The 13967-nt window shown below is 62.3% G+C and carries 13 protein-coding genes; 12 read left to right on the forward strand and 1 reads right to left on the reverse strand.

Translation table 11 applies throughout. The features are described 5' to 3' along the window. Nucleotides 1–6 precede the first annotated feature (6 nt). From GWE18_RS02425 to GWE18_RS02440, 4 genes are read left to right on the forward strand one after another with little or no spacing between them, the layout of a single operon-like run. On the forward strand, nucleotides 7–1188 hold the full coding sequence (locus tag GWE18_RS02425) for an acyl-CoA dehydrogenase family protein (RefSeq protein WP_275184195.1): 1182 nt from the start codon (nucleotides 7–9) through the stop codon (nucleotides 1186–1188). Between the two features lie 21 nt (nucleotides 1189–1209). Continuing rightward, entirely contained in the window at nucleotides 1210–2340 is a 1131-nt protein-coding gene (locus GWE18_RS02430) for an acyl-CoA dehydrogenase family protein (protein ID WP_275184196.1), read from the forward strand. Nucleotides 2341–2390: 50 nt separating this feature from the next. Beyond that, the gene (locus GWE18_RS02435) at nucleotides 2391–3578 is read left to right on the forward strand and encodes an acetyl-CoA C-acyltransferase (protein WP_275184197.1); all 1188 of its coding nucleotides are present in this window, start codon (nucleotides 2391–2393) and stop codon (nucleotides 3576–3578) included. Nucleotides 3579–3628: 50 nt separating this feature from the next. After that, nucleotides 3629–4633 (forward strand): nitronate monooxygenase family protein, encoded by a 1005-nt coding sequence (locus GWE18_RS02440; protein ID WP_275184198.1) that lies wholly within the window; start codon nucleotides 3629–3631, stop codon nucleotides 4631–4633. A gap of 121 nt (nucleotides 4634–4754) precedes the next feature. On the opposite strand, the gene GWE18_RS02445 is transcribed toward GWE18_RS02440, so the two are convergent. Further along, nucleotides 4755–5654: a LysR family transcriptional regulator gene (locus GWE18_RS02445; RefSeq protein WP_275184199.1), complete on the reverse strand. Its 900-nt coding sequence runs from the start codon at nucleotides 5652–5654 to the stop codon at nucleotides 4755–4757. A gap of 149 nt (nucleotides 5655–5803) precedes the next feature. Here GWE18_RS02445 and GWE18_RS02450 point away from each other — a divergent pair, with 149 nt between their 5' ends. From GWE18_RS02450 to GWE18_RS02485, 8 genes are read left to right on the forward strand one after another with little or no spacing between them, the layout of a single operon-like run. Then, nucleotides 5804–6802 (forward strand): N-carbamoyl-D-amino-acid hydrolase, encoded by a 999-nt coding sequence (locus tag GWE18_RS02450; RefSeq protein WP_275184200.1) that lies wholly within the window; start codon nucleotides 5804–5806, stop codon nucleotides 6800–6802. After that, nucleotides 6799–7623, forward strand: a complete 825-nt coding sequence (locus GWE18_RS02455) for an ABC transporter substrate-binding protein (protein ID WP_275184201.1) — start codon at nucleotides 6799–6801, stop codon at nucleotides 7621–7623. Before GWE18_RS02450 ends, GWE18_RS02455 begins: the two co-directional genes overlap by 4 nt. Next, nucleotides 7620–8477, forward strand: a complete 858-nt coding sequence (locus tag GWE18_RS02460; RefSeq protein ID WP_275184202.1) for an amino acid ABC transporter permease — start codon at nucleotides 7620–7622, stop codon at nucleotides 8475–8477. The genes GWE18_RS02455 and GWE18_RS02460 overlap by 4 nt, the downstream gene beginning before the upstream one ends. After that, nucleotides 8474–9238, forward strand: coding sequence for an amino acid ABC transporter ATP-binding protein (locus GWE18_RS02465; RefSeq protein WP_275184203.1), 765 nt, complete (start codon nucleotides 8474–8476; stop codon nucleotides 9236–9238). The genes GWE18_RS02460 and GWE18_RS02465 overlap by 4 nt, the downstream gene beginning before the upstream one ends. Before the next feature lie 14 nt (nucleotides 9239–9252). After that, the gene (locus GWE18_RS02470) at nucleotides 9253–10068 is read left to right on the forward strand and encodes an ABC transporter substrate-binding protein (RefSeq protein WP_275184204.1); all 816 of its coding nucleotides are present in this window, start codon (nucleotides 9253–9255) and stop codon (nucleotides 10066–10068) included. Next, a complete protein-coding gene (locus tag GWE18_RS02475) occupies nucleotides 10055–10936 on the forward strand; it encodes a polysaccharide deacetylase (RefSeq protein ID WP_275184205.1) in 882 nt (293 codons plus the stop codon). Before GWE18_RS02470 ends, GWE18_RS02475 begins: the two co-directional genes overlap by 14 nt. Before the next feature lie 34 nt (nucleotides 10937–10970). After that, complete coding sequence (locus GWE18_RS02480; protein WP_275184206.1) at nucleotides 10971–12554, forward strand: ABC transporter substrate-binding protein; 1584 nt, start codon at nucleotides 10971–10973, stop codon at nucleotides 12552–12554. Continuing rightward, the gene (locus GWE18_RS02485; protein WP_275184207.1) at nucleotides 12551–13924 is read left to right on the forward strand and encodes an amidohydrolase family protein; all 1374 of its coding nucleotides are present in this window, start codon (nucleotides 12551–12553) and stop codon (nucleotides 13922–13924) included. Before GWE18_RS02480 ends, GWE18_RS02485 begins: the two co-directional genes overlap by 4 nt. Nucleotides 13925–13967: the final 43 nt, after the last annotated feature.

Here is a 13967-nt window from a genome sequence, read left to right on the forward strand (position 1 = left end):
CGCGCGATGGAACTCGAGCTTTCAAGCGAGGACGCAGCGTTTCGTGACGAGGTGCGCGCCTTTATTGCGGAGAACTATCCGCAGGAAATGCGCGTTGCAAACCCCGAGACCGATTTGACCAGGGAGCAGTCGCTGCTCTGGCACCGGATCCTCCACAAGAAGGGGTGGATCGCGCCGCTCTGGCCCAAGGAGTACGGCGGCCCGGGCTGGTCGGTCACGCAGCGCTTCATCTTTGAACAAGAGACCTCACGCGCCGGAACGCTGCCGCCGCTGGCGTTCAGTGTCACGATGGTCGGCCCGGTCATCTACACCTTCGGCAACGATGCGCAGAAAAAGAAGTTTCTGCCAGGGATTCTCTCGGGGGAGGACTGGTGGTGCCAGGGTTATTCGGAGCCGGGCTCCGGCTCAGACCTCGCCTCGGTCCGCACCAAGGCGGTGCGCGACGGCGACCACTACATCGTCAACGGCCACAAGACCTGGACAACGCTGGCCCAGCATGCCGACTGGATATTTTGCCTGGTGCGGACGGATCCTGCAGCGAAGCCCCAGGCCGGCATCTCCTTCCTCCTGATCGACATGAAATCGCCCGGCGTCACCGTGCGGCCGATCATCACCATCGACGGATCGCACGAGGTCAACGATGTGTTCCTCGAGGATGTGCGGGTCCCGGCCGAAAATTTGATCGGCGAGGAAAACAAGGGCTGGACCTACGCGAAATTCCTGCTCGGCAACGAGCGTACCAGCATGGCCGGGATCGGCCGGTCGACACGTTATCTCGCGCGTCTCAAGCAGATCGTGAGAACCGAAGTCGGAGAGGACGATGCGGCGTTCGGGGAGTTCATTAGGGAGATCGCACGCGTCGAGCTCGATGTGCTCGCGCTGGAGGCGACGGAACTGCGCATCGTTGCGCAGATGTCGCGAGGCATCGACCCGGGACCAGCCGCATCGCTGTTCAAGATCAGGGGCACCGAGATATTCCAGCGCATCACCGACCTGACACATCAGGCGATCGGCAACTACGGTCTGGCTATACGCGAGCACCCGGTAACCGCGAATCGCTTCATGCCGGGGCCGGACTACGGACACACCGCGACGGAAAAGTATCTGAACTCTCGCAAACTCAGCATTTACGGGGGATCGAACGAGATCCAGCGCAACATCATCGCGAAAGCGGTTTTGGGTCTCTGACCACATCGCACGAGGCATCCGATGGATATTCAGTTGACCGAAGAACAGGAATTGCTCCGCTCCAGCATTCAACGCTTCCTGCGCGAGCAGTACGATTTTGACGAGCGCCGCAAGATCGTTGCGACCGATGAAGGCTGGAGCCGCAGGCACTGGAAATCCTTTGCCGAACTCGGGCTCTGCGCCGCGCCATTCCAGGAAAGTTCAGGCGGCCTTGGCGGCGGCTCGCTTGCGACGATGATCGTGATGCAGGAGTTCGGCCGCAACCTCGTTGTCGAGCCGTATTTTGAGACGGTTGTCCTCGCCGGTGGCCTGATCGAGGACGTCGGCTCGCCCGAGCAGCGCCAGGCGTTCCTTCCGAAGATTATGGAGGGCGAGGCGACATGGGCGCTGGCCTGGGCGGAAGGACGGTCACGTTATGATTTCAACAACGTCACCACCACCGCGCGCTGCCAAGGGGACAAATTTGTTCTGAGCGGAACCAAAGCTGCGGTGGTCGGTGCGCCGTGGGCCGATAAGCTGATCGTCTCGGCTCGCACGTCGGGTGGACCACGCGATCGCGACGGCGTCAGTCTGTTTGTCGTGGATCGCCATGCAGCCAATCTTCACCTGCAGAGCTACAAGACCATCGACGGCCGGCGCGCCGCTGAACTCACGCTGATGAACGTCGAGGTGTCTGCCGACCAGATGCTGGGCAGCGAGGGCGCGGGCGTGGTTGCCCTGGAGGCGACCCGCGATCGCGCCATCGCAGCCCTTTGCGCCGAAGCAGTCGGTGCCATGTCTGTGCTGAATTCCGCGACGCTGGAGTATAGTAAAACGCGCAAGCAGTTCGGTGTCGCTCTCGGGACTTTTCAGGTCTTGCAGCACCGCATGGTCGACATGTTCATCGCGCTCGAAGAGGCGATCTCGCTCACCCAGCATCTGAACCTCAGCCTTTCCGCCCATGAGCCAAATGGATCGAAACTGGCGTCCGGCGCGAAGTCGAAGGTCGGGTACGCCGCACGCTTTGTCGCGGAGCAAGCCGTGCAGCTACACGGCGGCATGGGCATGAGCGACGAGTTGAACGTCGGCCACTACTTCAAGCGAATAAGCTCCATCAACGTCCAGTTCGGCGATCCTGCCTATCACCTGACGCGGTACGCGCAGCAGAGCTGAATCTCCTTCCAACGCAGCAAATCGACTGCCGCCCCCGACCGGAGGTAACAATGACTGAAGCCGTAATAGTCTCGACTGCTCGCACCCCCATTGGCAAGGCCTACAAGGGCGCCCTAAACAATACCGAAGGCGCGACGTTGCTGGGTCATGCTATTTCCGCTGCATTATCACGCGCCAACGTGGAGGGTGCCGAAGTCGAGGATGTCGTGATGGGTTGCGCCATGCAACAGGGCACCACAGGTACCAACATTGCCCGCAAGGCGCTGCTGCGCGCCGGACTCCCGGTCAGCGTGGCCGGAACCACCATCGACCGGCAATGCGCGTCTGGCCTGCAGGCGATTGCCTTAGCTGCGCGCTCGGTCATCTTCGATGGCGCGGAGGTTGCCATTGGCGGCGGCGGCGAATCTATCAGCCTGGTCCAGAACAACCAGTTCAACAGCTTTCATGCCGTCGATCCCGAACTGCTCGCGATGAAGGGGGACGCCTACATCGCGATGCTGGATACGGCCGAGATCGTCGCGAAGCGCTACGACATCTCGCGCGAACGTCAGGACGAATACAGCCTCGAGAGCCAGCGCCGGACGGCGGCAGCGCAGCAGGGCGGCCGCTTCAACGACGAACTCGCACCGATCAAGACCACGATGGCTGTCACGGACAAGGCGACCGGCGCCGTATCGTATCAACAAGTGACGCTGTCGGCCGACGAAGGGCCGCGTCCCGATACCACAGCCGAGGGTCTTTCTGGCGTCAAGCCGGCAAAGGGGCCGGGTTTCACTGTTACCGGCGGCAATGCGAGCCAGCTCTCGGACGGCGCCAGTGCCGCCGTCATCATGAGCGACAAGCTGGCTGCACAGAAAGGACTAAAGCCACTCGGTATCTTCCGCGGCTTTGTCGCAGCGGGCTGCGAGCCTGACGAGATGGGAGTGGGGCCGGTCTACGCCGTGCCCCGGCTACTCAAGCGTCACGGACTTAGGATCGATGATATCGATCTCTGGGAATTGAATGAGGCATTTGCGGTGCAGGTGATCTATTGCCGCGACAAGCTCGGGATTGATCCGGAAAAGCTCAACGTCAATGGCGGATCGATCGCAGTCGGTCATCCCTACGGCATGACCGGAGCACGGCTGACCGGCCATGCCCTGATCGAGGGCCGCCGGCGCCAGGCCAAGTTTGCTGTTGTTACCATGTGTATCGGCGGCGGCATGGGCGCCGCGGGCCTCCTTGAAATTGTCCACTGACGAGCGACGGGCCGTCAAGGCCGTACATCTCTAACCTATCGGAGGCACGCGTGAAGACTGCAATTACCGAGATGCTCGGCATCGAACATCCGATCATCCAGGGCGGAATGCACTATGTGGGATTCGCCGAGCTCGCTGCCGCGGTGTCGAATGCCGGCGGGCTCGGAATCATCACCGGCCTGACGCAACGGACGCCGGAACTGTTGGCCAAGGAGATCGCACGCTGCCGCGACATGACCGACAAGCCGTTCGGCGTGAACCTGACCTTTCTGCCGACCTTCACCGCGCCGCCCTATCCGGAATACATCGCCGCCATCCGGGAGGGCGGCGTCAGGATCGTCGAAACTGCCGGGCGCAGCCCCGAGCAATACATGCCGGCCTTGAAGGCGGGCGGCATCAAGGTGATCCACAAATGCACGTCGGTCCGGCATTCGCTGAAGGCCGAGCAGATCGGCTGCGATGCCGTCAGCGTCGACGGTTTTGAGTGCGGCGGCCACCCCGGCGAAGACGACATGCCCAACATGATCCTGTTGCCGCGTGCGGCCGAGGAACTGAAAATACCGTTCGTCGCCTCCGGCGGCATGGCGGATGCGCGCAGCCTGGTTGCGGCTCTGGCGATGGGGGCCGCCGGCATGAACATGGGCACGCGCTTTATCGCCACCAAGGAAGCGCCGGTGCACGAGAACGTCAAGAATGCGCTCGTCAAGGCATCAGAGCTGGATACCCGGTTAGTCATGCGGGCGCTCCGGAATACCGAGCGGGTCCTGAACAACAAGGGCGTCGAGCACCTGCTCGAGATCGAGCGAGAGAAGGGCAAAGGCCTCAAGATTGACGACATTCACGACCAGGTGGCGGGCGTCTATCCCAAGGTGATGATCGACGGCGATATGGACGCGGGCGCCTGGAGCTGCGGCATGGTCGCAGGGCTCATTCGCGACATCCCGACGGTGAAGGAATTGATCGACCGCATCATGGCGGATGCCGAGCGGCTGATCAGGGGACGGCTTACGGGATTCCTGGACGCCGACAGCAAGGAAGCCCTGAAGGTCGCGTGAAGGCGCGACGGAAACAGTGCATTCGCGCTTGCAAGGGCCTTGGCCGAAGGCCCTCGCAAGCTTTCGCCGGCATGAAGGACAATCTTGACGATGCCGCGCCCTGTTGCACGCGCTTCAACGCTCAAAAGGCATCGTGGTCCAGCGAGCGGCTCGCCTGCCGGACCTGATTCAGGAATGCCTTGGCCAGGCGCGATAGCGGCTCCGCCTCGGACCACAGCATATAGGCCACCGCCACCGTCTTGGGCGTGAAAGGCCGGACGACGAGATCCTGCCCTCCGCTCTGGCGCGGTGAAAACGGATCGACGACCGCCGCGCCGACGCCGGCCGCCGCGAGCACGCAAGCCGTATTGCAGTATCGCACCTCGACGGTTGGCTGAAACGGCGCGCCGGCCTGCGCAAAGCTCTCGCGCACGGCTTCGCCCAACCGCGTGCCGCGCTCCAGCCCGATGAAGGGCCGGCCGACAAGGTCGGAAGCGGAAATGACTGGCCGTTCGGCCAGCGGATGGTTCGGCGGCAGGACGCAGACCATTTCGCCGGTATGTACCACCTCATGCGCAATGCCCGGATGATGCGACAGCCCAAGCGCGAAGCCGAGCTCTGCGACTCTGCTCGACACGCCGTCGATGATTCCTTCGTAGCGTCGTACATCGAAGAAGACACGCGTCTGCTGCCGGCGGCGCAGAAAATCCGATAAAGCGCGCGGAATGATGCTGTAGGCCAGCGGCGGCGTCGCCACGATTGATAGAAGGCCCGCGCGGCACTCCCTCAAGTCGCGCACGCGATTTTCGAGTTTGGCGTGGAGCGCAAAGATCGCTTCGCTTTCCTTGTAGAGCGCCATCGCCTCTGATGTCGGGAAGAGCCGGTTGTTGACACGCTCGAACAACGCGAAACCAGCCTGCGCCTCCATCGCCTTCAGCGCATTGCTGATCGCCGGTTGCGATAGCGCCAGTTCGTCCGCCGCCGCGACCGTGGTCCGATGGCGGATAACCGCACGCAGGATCTCCAATTGGCGCAGGTTCATATAACTACCGGTTATTGTCTCACCGAAAATATCATAGCACGGGTGATTGCGTTTAGGGCTGCTCTTCCGCGTAATCACCTCTGCACCGGAACGCAGTCGGAGCGGGATTATCCGCCTCTTGAGTAAGCAGTCCGCTCAGATTGGAGGCAATGTTGGTTCGAGTGTTCCGCACCGCAGCCGCTCAGATGGGGCCGACGCAGAAAGCGGACTCGCGAGAGCATACGCTTGGCCGGATGCTGAAGTTGCTGGAGGAGGCGGCTGCGCGCGGCGCAACTCTGGTCGTTTTTCCCGAATTGGCGTTCACGACCTTCTTTCCGCGATGGCTTATCGAAGGCGAAGCACTCGATCATTATTTCGAGCGTGGCATGCCAAATCCGGCCGTGCGGTCCTTGTTCGATCGCGCCCGGGCGCTCGGCATCGGCTTCTATGTCGGCTACGCCGAACTGACACCGGACGGTCAGCGCTTCAACTGTTCGATTCTGGTCGATAGCAATGGTGAAATTCTCGGGCGCTATCGCAAGGTGCACTTGCCGGGCTCGGTCAAGCCGCGTGCCGATGCAGCCTATCAGCAACTCGAAAAGCGCTATTTCCAATATGGCGATCTGGGATTTCCTGCCTTCAGAGCGGGACCTGACTGGCACCACGCGATCATGGGCATGATGATCTGCAACGATCGCCGCTGGCCGGAAGCCTGGCGCGTGCTGGGCCTGCAAGGCGTCGAGCTGGTTTGCGTCGGCTACAACTCCGCAGCTTACGATCCAAACGGCGGTATCTCCGAAGATGCCGCGCTGCGCACCTTCCATTCCAAGCTCGTGACTCAGGCCAACGCCTACATGAACGCCACCTGGGCGATCGCGGTCGCCAAGGCAGGGAACGAGGATGGTTCCGGGCTGATCGGAGGCTCCTGCATCGTGGATCCCAATGGCCGGATCGTCGCCGAAGCACAAACGCTCGCAGACGAAATTGTCGTAGCCGATCTCGACCTCGATCTCTGCCGCCAGGGCAAGGACAAGATGTTCAATTTCGCCGCGCACCGGCGGCCGCAGCAATACACAGCGATCACAGAGCGTGCCGGCGTCGTCGAGCCGGCCACGCTCGATGCGGTTAAACATCAAGCGGCCGGTCGCGGGCCGCAGGAGCTGATATGACACGTCTCTCGTTCTTTCTTGGGGTCGCCGCGCTCCTCGCCATTACATCTGCACAAGCCGCCGAACTGCCGGAATCGATCAAACAGGCGGGCACGTTGCGCCTGACGGTCAACTCGACCTATGCCCCCATGGAATATCGCGATCCGACGACCAGCCAGCTCGTCGGGCTCGATATCGATCTCGCCAACGAACTTGCGAAGCGGCTGGGCGTGAAGATTATCTGGAGCGAAACGCCGTTCGCCGAGCTCATCCCCTCATTGCAGACCAAGCGTGCTGATTTCATCATCAGCGGCATTTCGGACCGCAGCTCGCGGCGTGAGACCGCGGATTTTATCGACTATCTGGCGACGGGCCCGCAGTTCTTCGTTCTGACGGAAAATGCGGCGAAGTCTCCCATAGATCTCTGCGGCAAGAAGGTTGGAACGACACGCAGCACGAGCTTCCCGGTCGAGATCGAGAAATGGAGCAAACAGAACTGCGAGGCGAACGGCAAGCCCCCCGTGCAGTATGTCCCTGGCGAGAACAGCATCGACGTCCGTAACCAGCTCAAGCAGGGTCGCATCGACGCTGCGGTGCAGGGCACCGAGACGCTGCCCTACGCCCAGCAGCAGGAGGTGGAGAAATACCGTGTCATCGGAGAGCCGTTCGCCACCGGCTATCAAGGCATCATGTTCCGGAAAGACGACGCGGCGCTACGAGAGGTGGTGACGCAACACCTCGCAGCCATGATCGCCGACGGCTCCTACAAGGCCATTCTCGACAAATACGGATTGGGCGCGAACGCGGTGGCCCAGCCGATGATGAATGCGTCCACGCAATGAGAGCGGCGCCCACACTTGCGGGAGGCTTCCCCGATATTTCGGAGATGACGGTCGCGCGTCAGGTTCATTGGCAGCGATGGCTCGCCGCGGCAGCGATTCTCGTCGTACTGGCTGCGATCGGTCGCGCCTTCGTCAACGGCCAGATCGAATGGACTTATGTCAGCCGCTTCCTCACCGCGAAGGTGATCCTCGAGGGCATCACCAACACCATGGTGATGGCGGTACTCGCGATGGCGCTCGGGATCGTCCTGGGCGTCGTTGTCGCAATCATGAGACTCTCGTCCAATCCGGTTCTGGCGTCCGTCGCCGCCGGCTATACTTGGCTGTTCCGCGGCACGCCGCTGATCCTGCAGTTACTGCTGTGGTTCAACCTCGCGCTGGTGTTTCCAACGATCGGCATTCCGGGCCTGTGGTCGGCCCGGGCTGTCGATGTCATGACACCGTTTCTGTCCGCACTGCTCGGCCTGGGCATCAATCAGGGCGCCTACACGTCCGAAGTGATGCGGGCGGGCATGCTGTCGGTCGACGTTGGACAATATGAGGCTGCGCAGGCGATAGGGATGGGACGGTTGCGCGCGCTGCGCAGGATCATCCTGCCGCAGGCGATGCGGGTGGTGATCCCACCGCTTGGCAACGAGTTCATCGGCATGGTGAAGGCCACGTCGCTGGCCAGCGTCATCCAGTATCCGGAGGTGCTGCATAACGCCGAGAATATCTATTACGCGAACTCACGTGTAATCGAACTCCTGATCGTCGCCGGCTCCTGGTATCTGCTCGTCGTGTCGATCCTGACGCCGCTGCAAATGCTTCTCGAGCGACGTTTCGCGCGTGGCACGTTGCAGATCACCCGATGACCCAGCCCCTCGTCGCTATCCGTTCGGTCAGCAAGAATTTCGGGGAGTTTCAGGCCCTGAATCATGTCTCGCTGGACGTTTGGGCCGGCGAGGTGCTTTGCCTGATCGGAGCGTCGGGATCGGGCAAGACGACGCTCCTGCGTTGCATCAATCAGCTTACGCAGGTCGACAGCGGCGGCATCTGGCTGGATGGCGAGTTGCTGGGCGTGCGGGAAGAGGGTGGGCGATTGCATCGTCTCACCGAGCGGCATATCGCACGGCAGCGCCTGAAGACCGGCATGGTGTTTCAGCGTTTCAATTTGTTCCCGCACAGGACCGCGCTTGAAAATATCACCGAAGGCCCGGTGCAGGTGCAGCGCCGCAGCCGCGAGGATGCGCGGGAGGAGGCCATGGAGCTTCTCGCACGTGTCGGGCTGGCGGCGAAAGCCGATGCCTATCCCTCACAGCTTTCCGGCGGGCAGCAGCAGCGCGTGGCGATTGCCCGCGCGCTCGCCATGAAACCGATGCTGATGCTGTTCGACGAGCCGACGAGTGCCCTCGATCCCGAACTGGTCGGCGAGGTGCTCACCGTCATGAAGGAGCTCGCCCGCAGCGGCATGACGATGATGGTGGTGACGCACGAACTCGGCTTTGCACGCGAGGTGGCGGATACGGTCGTCTATATGGACCATGGCGCAATCGTGGAGTCCGGGCCTGCGGCGGAGGTTTTGGGCAAGCCCCGTGAAGTCCGCACTCAATCCTTTCTTTCCGCGGTGATCTGATGAGGGTGATTTTAATGATGAAACTGTTTCTCGCTGCCGCGCTCACCAGCGCCGCTATCACTTCGGCGATGGCGATCGAACTGCCTCCGGAAATCGCCAAACAGGGCAGTATCAAGGTCGCCGTCGTGCCGAACTATCCGCCGATGGAATTCCGCGATCCCGCTACCAACACGCTGACCGGTTTCGACGTCGAGCTTGGCGAAGCGCTCGGCAAGAAGCTCGGTGTCAAGATCGACTGGCAGCAAACCAGTTTCGACCAGATGATGCCTGCGATTTCGACGGGGAGGGTGGATGCGATCCTGTCCGGCATGACGGATATGGCGAGCCGGCAGGACACGGCGACTTTTGTCGACTACCTTCGCAATGGGCCCCGATTCTTCGTGCAGCAATCGCGCGCCGCCGAGTTCAAGGACATGCTCGCATTTTGCGGAAAAAAGGTCGGTGCCAGCCGGCGCACGTCCTTTCCGAAGCTGATCGCTGCCTGGAGCGATGTCCATTGCGGCGGCAATCCTATTCAATTCGTTGGCACTGAAGGATCGGCCGATGCCCGGACCCAGCTAAGGCAGGGACGGATCGACGCGGCCGTCCAGGGTGGCGAGACGCTTCCCTACATGATGGACCTCGAACCGGGCGTCTATCTCCCGGTCGGCGACGTCTTCGCCGCCCAGTTCACCGGGCTTGCGTTGGGCGTGAAGGAGAAGGTGCTGCAGCAAGCGGTCGTAGAGGCGCTGGACTCCTTGATCTCGGACGGCACCTACCGTGCTTTGCTGGCGAAATGGAAATTGACCGACTACGGCGTAGAGAAGGCGACCATCAATGCTGGACAGTAAAGCGCTTGCGAGCATTCCGCTCATTCCGGCGAACACCGCGCCGCCGGCCCCGGACTATCCGTGGCCCAAGCCCTATACATCAGCGATGTTCCTCTCCTTCGACGTGGACGCGGAGAGCGCCTGGACCAGCAAGGACGCAGCTCACGCCCAGCGTCTCATCACGATGAGCTATGGCGGCTACGAGGCGCGCGTCGGCACGCCGAAACTCCTTGAGTTGCTCGATCAGCTTGACCTGAAGGCGACGTTCTTCGTCACCGGCTGGTCGGTGGATGCGCATCCCGCCATGGCGGAGGCCATCCTCAAGGCGGGCCATGAAATCGGCCATCATGGCTACCACCATTTGCTGCCGGATCCGGGCGATCCCTGGATCGAGGAGGAACTGGAGCGGGGCTTTGAGGCGCTGAAGCGGAGGCTTGGCGTCAAGCCGACCGGCTATCGGGCACCTTACGGCGAATTCACCGAAGAGTTGCGGGTGGCGCTGGTGCGCCACGGTATCGTCTACACCTCGTCATTTCGCGACGACGTGCGACCTTACCGCCATCGCCTCGCAGATGGCCGGCCGGGCACGATCGAGCTTCCGGTGACCGCAAGCTACGACGACTGGATGCACGGATTGTCCGCCCGATTCAGCCCGCGGCCGATCTTTCCGAAGGAGCATGTGCTCTCGATCTGGAAGGATGAGCTCGATGAGGTCAGGGATTGGGGCGCGATGGTGACGACCGTACTGCATCCGCAATGCAGCGGCCGTCCGATGCGGCTTCGGCTGCTGCGGGAATTTCTCACCTATGCCAAATCCTGCCCCGATCTGTGGATCACGACCGGAGAGGCGATCGCGGCGAATTTCAGCAGTCACGAAGCTGCCCTCTGAGAACCGCGCCGATCAAATATCCCAGGAGCCATCGATGCTCGTTTCCCGTCGTTCACTGTTGAAGGCTGCCGCCGCAGCGCCGGCGTTGTCGCTGCCGGGAATCCTGCGGGCGCAGTCGCAGACCACGCTGCGCTTTATTCCGGTGATCGATCTGACCTTTGTCGACCCGATCTACTCAACGGCGCAGGTTTCCCGGAATCACGGGTTCATGGTCTACGACACGCTCTATGGCATGAATTCGGCACTCGAGGTCTCGCCTCAGATGGTGTCCGGTCATGTCGTGTCCAACGATGAGCGGCAGTGGGATCTTACGCTGCGCGACGGTCTGCTATGGCATGACGGCGAGCGGGTGCTGGCGCGCGATTGCGTCGCGAGCATTCGCCGCTGGGCGGCTCGCGACGGCTTTGGCGCCGAGTTGATGGCCGCAGCGGACGAACTGTCGGCGCCTGATGACCGCACCATCCGCTTTCGGCTGAGCAGGCCTTTCCCTCTGCTGTCTGCAGCGCTCGGCAAGGCCGCGATCCAGGCACCGTTCATGATGCCGGAGCGGCTGGCGAGCCAGGATCCGTTCAAGCCGCTGGCCGAGGTCGTGGGCAGCGGTCCGTTCCGCTTTGTGGCGGATGAGCGCGTGCAGGGCGCGCGCAACGTGTACGCCCGCTTCGATCGCTATCTGCCCAGGCAGGACGGCAAGCCCGATTGGACTGCCGGTCCCAAGATCGTTCATTACGACCGCGTGGTCTGGACGACGATGCCGGATGCGGCGACAGGGGTGGCTGCGCTGCAAACCCGCGAGCAGGATTGGCAGGAAACAACGCCGCACGATTTGCTGCCGGTGCTGAAGCGTACCAGCGGCATCACCACGCGGATTCTCGATCCACGGGGTTACACCTGCATGCTGCGCGTGAACCATCTGCAGCCTCCGTTCGATAATCCCGCCATTCGCCGCGCGGTGTTGGGTGCAATCGACCAGTCCGCTTTCATGACGGCGGTCGCGGGCGACGATCCCGCCCATCAGTCCTCGCCGATCGGCTTCTTTGCGCCGGGTACGCCGATGGCGAGCGATGTCGGCCTCAATGTGTTCCGCGGGCCGCGCGACATGGCCAAGGTCAAGGCCGATCTGAAAGCCGCCGGTTACAATGGCGAGAAGGTGGTGCTGCTCGTTCCCACCAACTCGGTTGCACAAAAGCCGCTCGGCGATATCGCAGCCGACATGCTGCAGCAGGCCGGCATGAATGTCGAATATGCCGGAATGGATTTCGGCGTAGTGTTGCAGCGGCAGTTGAAAAAGGATCCCGTCGCCCAGGGCGGCTGGAGCGCCGGCGTCGGCAACTGGCAAGGCATCGATTGGCTGAACCCCGCCGGCAATTCTAACCTGCGCGGCGACAGCAAGACGGCCGGCTGGTATAAAAGTGAGAAGATGGGCGCACTGCGAAGCCAGTGGCTCGCCGCCGTCAACCTTGCCGAACAACAGAGTATCTGCCGCGATATCCAGGCGTTGTCGTTCGAGGAGATTCCTTACTTCCCGATCGGTCAATACAAACAGCCGACCGCGTACCGCTCGAACATCACCGGCATCCTCGACGGTACGGCCGTGTTCTGGAATGTGAAGCCAGCATGAGCACCATTGCGATCTTTGGCAGCTATGTGTTGTCGCGCAGGGATGGCGCGCAGGAGGTGCTGCGCGATCATTGGGTACTGCTGGAGGGCAGGCGGATCGCCGCCGTCACGCACGACCGGCCGTCCGCCGCGGAGGTCTTCGACAGACCGGGCCGTTTCGTGCTGCCCGGCCTCATGAACTTGCATAATCACTGCTTCAGCGAAGCTGTCGCCCGGACGCACACCGAGGACGGCAATGGTCGGAGGAACAATCAGAGCATCGTCTATACAGTATTGCTGCCGCTAACCAAGCGCGGCGCCGACCTGCTGTCACCGCAAGAACGGCTCGCGGTCGCGCGGCTCGGCATTCTGCAATTGCTGAAGGGCGGCGCGACCACGGTGATGGAACCGTTCCGCAACACCATCCCTGAGATGTTCGACGCCGCCGAGGAAATGGGCATCCGCTTCTTTGGCGCGCCGTATTTGTTTTCGACCTCGGATGCCAAGGCGGGGCCGGACGGCGAGGTGCATTACGCGGGCGATGACGGCCAAGCCGATATGGACACCTGGAACGCACTCTATCAGCGCTGGAACGGGCGTGGCGACGGCCGGATTGGCCTTGCGATGAGCCCGCACGCGACCGACACCTGCGGGCCGGATTTGCTGCGGGCGTGTGCCACCCGTGCGCGCGAACTCGACATTCCCATCACCACCCATCTCGCACAAAGCCAGGCCGAAGTCGCAACCATCGGGAGCCGTCACGGCGGTCGCACGCCGGCCGAATATCTCGACTGGCTTGGCCTTCTGGCGCCTGATCTCATGGCCGCGCACTGCATCGCGAGCACCGATGGCGATCTGAAGCTGATGGCGGCGAGGGGCGCTACGGTGCTGAACTGTCCGCGCGTCTTTGCGCGCTCAGGCGTTACCGCGGCGTTCAGCCGGTTCGCAGAGCACGGCGTCCGGACGGTGATCGGAACCGACGGCTACAACATGGACCTGCTCGGCGAACTCAACGCCGCGTCGATGATTTCGAAGATTGCGTCCGCTCGCGCTGATGTAGCCAACGCACCTGACCTGATCGAGTCAGTCACCGCAACTGCGGCGGCGGTCATCAAGCGGCCGGACCTCGGGACGATCGCGCCGGGCGCAACCGCCGACCTCACCGTCGTCGACCTGACCCATCCCCATTTGCAGCCGCTGTTCGATCCGCGGCGCGGGCTGGTCGCGCTCGGCAACCGCGCCAACATCGATCAGGTCATCGTCGACGGGCGTATGCTGATCGATGCGGGCCGATACATTCACGGCGACGAGACCGCAATGATGTCGGCTGCGTCAGCCGCGATCGGCAAGATCTGGGATTTGCCGGAAGCCCAGGCGGCCTTCAATGGTTGACGGCTCATCGGTGCCCACGCTTTCGTGGATGGGCGAGGCGGCC

The organism is Bradyrhizobium sp. CSA112, from assembly GCF_029051645.1.
Taxonomy (GTDB): Bacteria; Pseudomonadota; Alphaproteobacteria; order Rhizobiales; family Xanthobacteraceae; genus Bradyrhizobium.

Excerpts from the sequence above, each read along its gene's own strand:
- GWE18_RS02425 (WP_275184195.1), top strand. The coding sequence starts at position 7 with ATGGAACTCGAGCTTTCAAGCGAGGACGCAGCGTTTCGTGACGAGGTG.
- GWE18_RS02430 (WP_275184196.1), top strand. The coding sequence starts at position 1,210 with ATGGATATTCAGTTGACCGAAGAACAGGAATTGCTCCGCTCCAGCATT.
- GWE18_RS02435 (WP_275184197.1), top strand. The coding sequence starts at position 2,391 with ATGACTGAAGCCGTAATAGTCTCGACTGCTCGCACCCCCATTGGCAAG.
- GWE18_RS02445 (WP_275184199.1), bottom strand. The coding sequence starts at position 5,654 with ATGAACCTGCGCCAATTGGAGATCCTGCGTGCGGTTATCCGCCATCGG.
- GWE18_RS02450 (WP_275184200.1), top strand. The coding sequence starts at position 5,804 with ATGTTGGTTCGAGTGTTCCGCACCGCAGCCGCTCAGATGGGGCCGACG.
- GWE18_RS02455 (WP_275184201.1), top strand. The coding sequence starts at position 6,799 with ATGACACGTCTCTCGTTCTTTCTTGGGGTCGCCGCGCTCCTCGCCATT.
- GWE18_RS02460 (WP_275184202.1), top strand. The coding sequence starts at position 7,620 with ATGAGAGCGGCGCCCACACTTGCGGGAGGCTTCCCCGATATTTCGGAG.
- GWE18_RS02465 (WP_275184203.1), top strand. The coding sequence starts at position 8,474 with ATGACCCAGCCCCTCGTCGCTATCCGTTCGGTCAGCAAGAATTTCGGG.
- GWE18_RS02470 (WP_275184204.1), top strand. The coding sequence starts at position 9,253 with ATGATGAAACTGTTTCTCGCTGCCGCGCTCACCAGCGCCGCTATCACT.
- GWE18_RS02475 (WP_275184205.1), top strand. The coding sequence starts at position 10,055 with ATGCTGGACAGTAAAGCGCTTGCGAGCATTCCGCTCATTCCGGCGAAC.
- GWE18_RS02480 (WP_275184206.1), top strand. The coding sequence starts at position 10,971 with ATGCTCGTTTCCCGTCGTTCACTGTTGAAGGCTGCCGCCGCAGCGCCG.
- GWE18_RS02485 (WP_275184207.1), top strand. The coding sequence starts at position 12,551 with ATGAGCACCATTGCGATCTTTGGCAGCTATGTGTTGTCGCGCAGGGAT.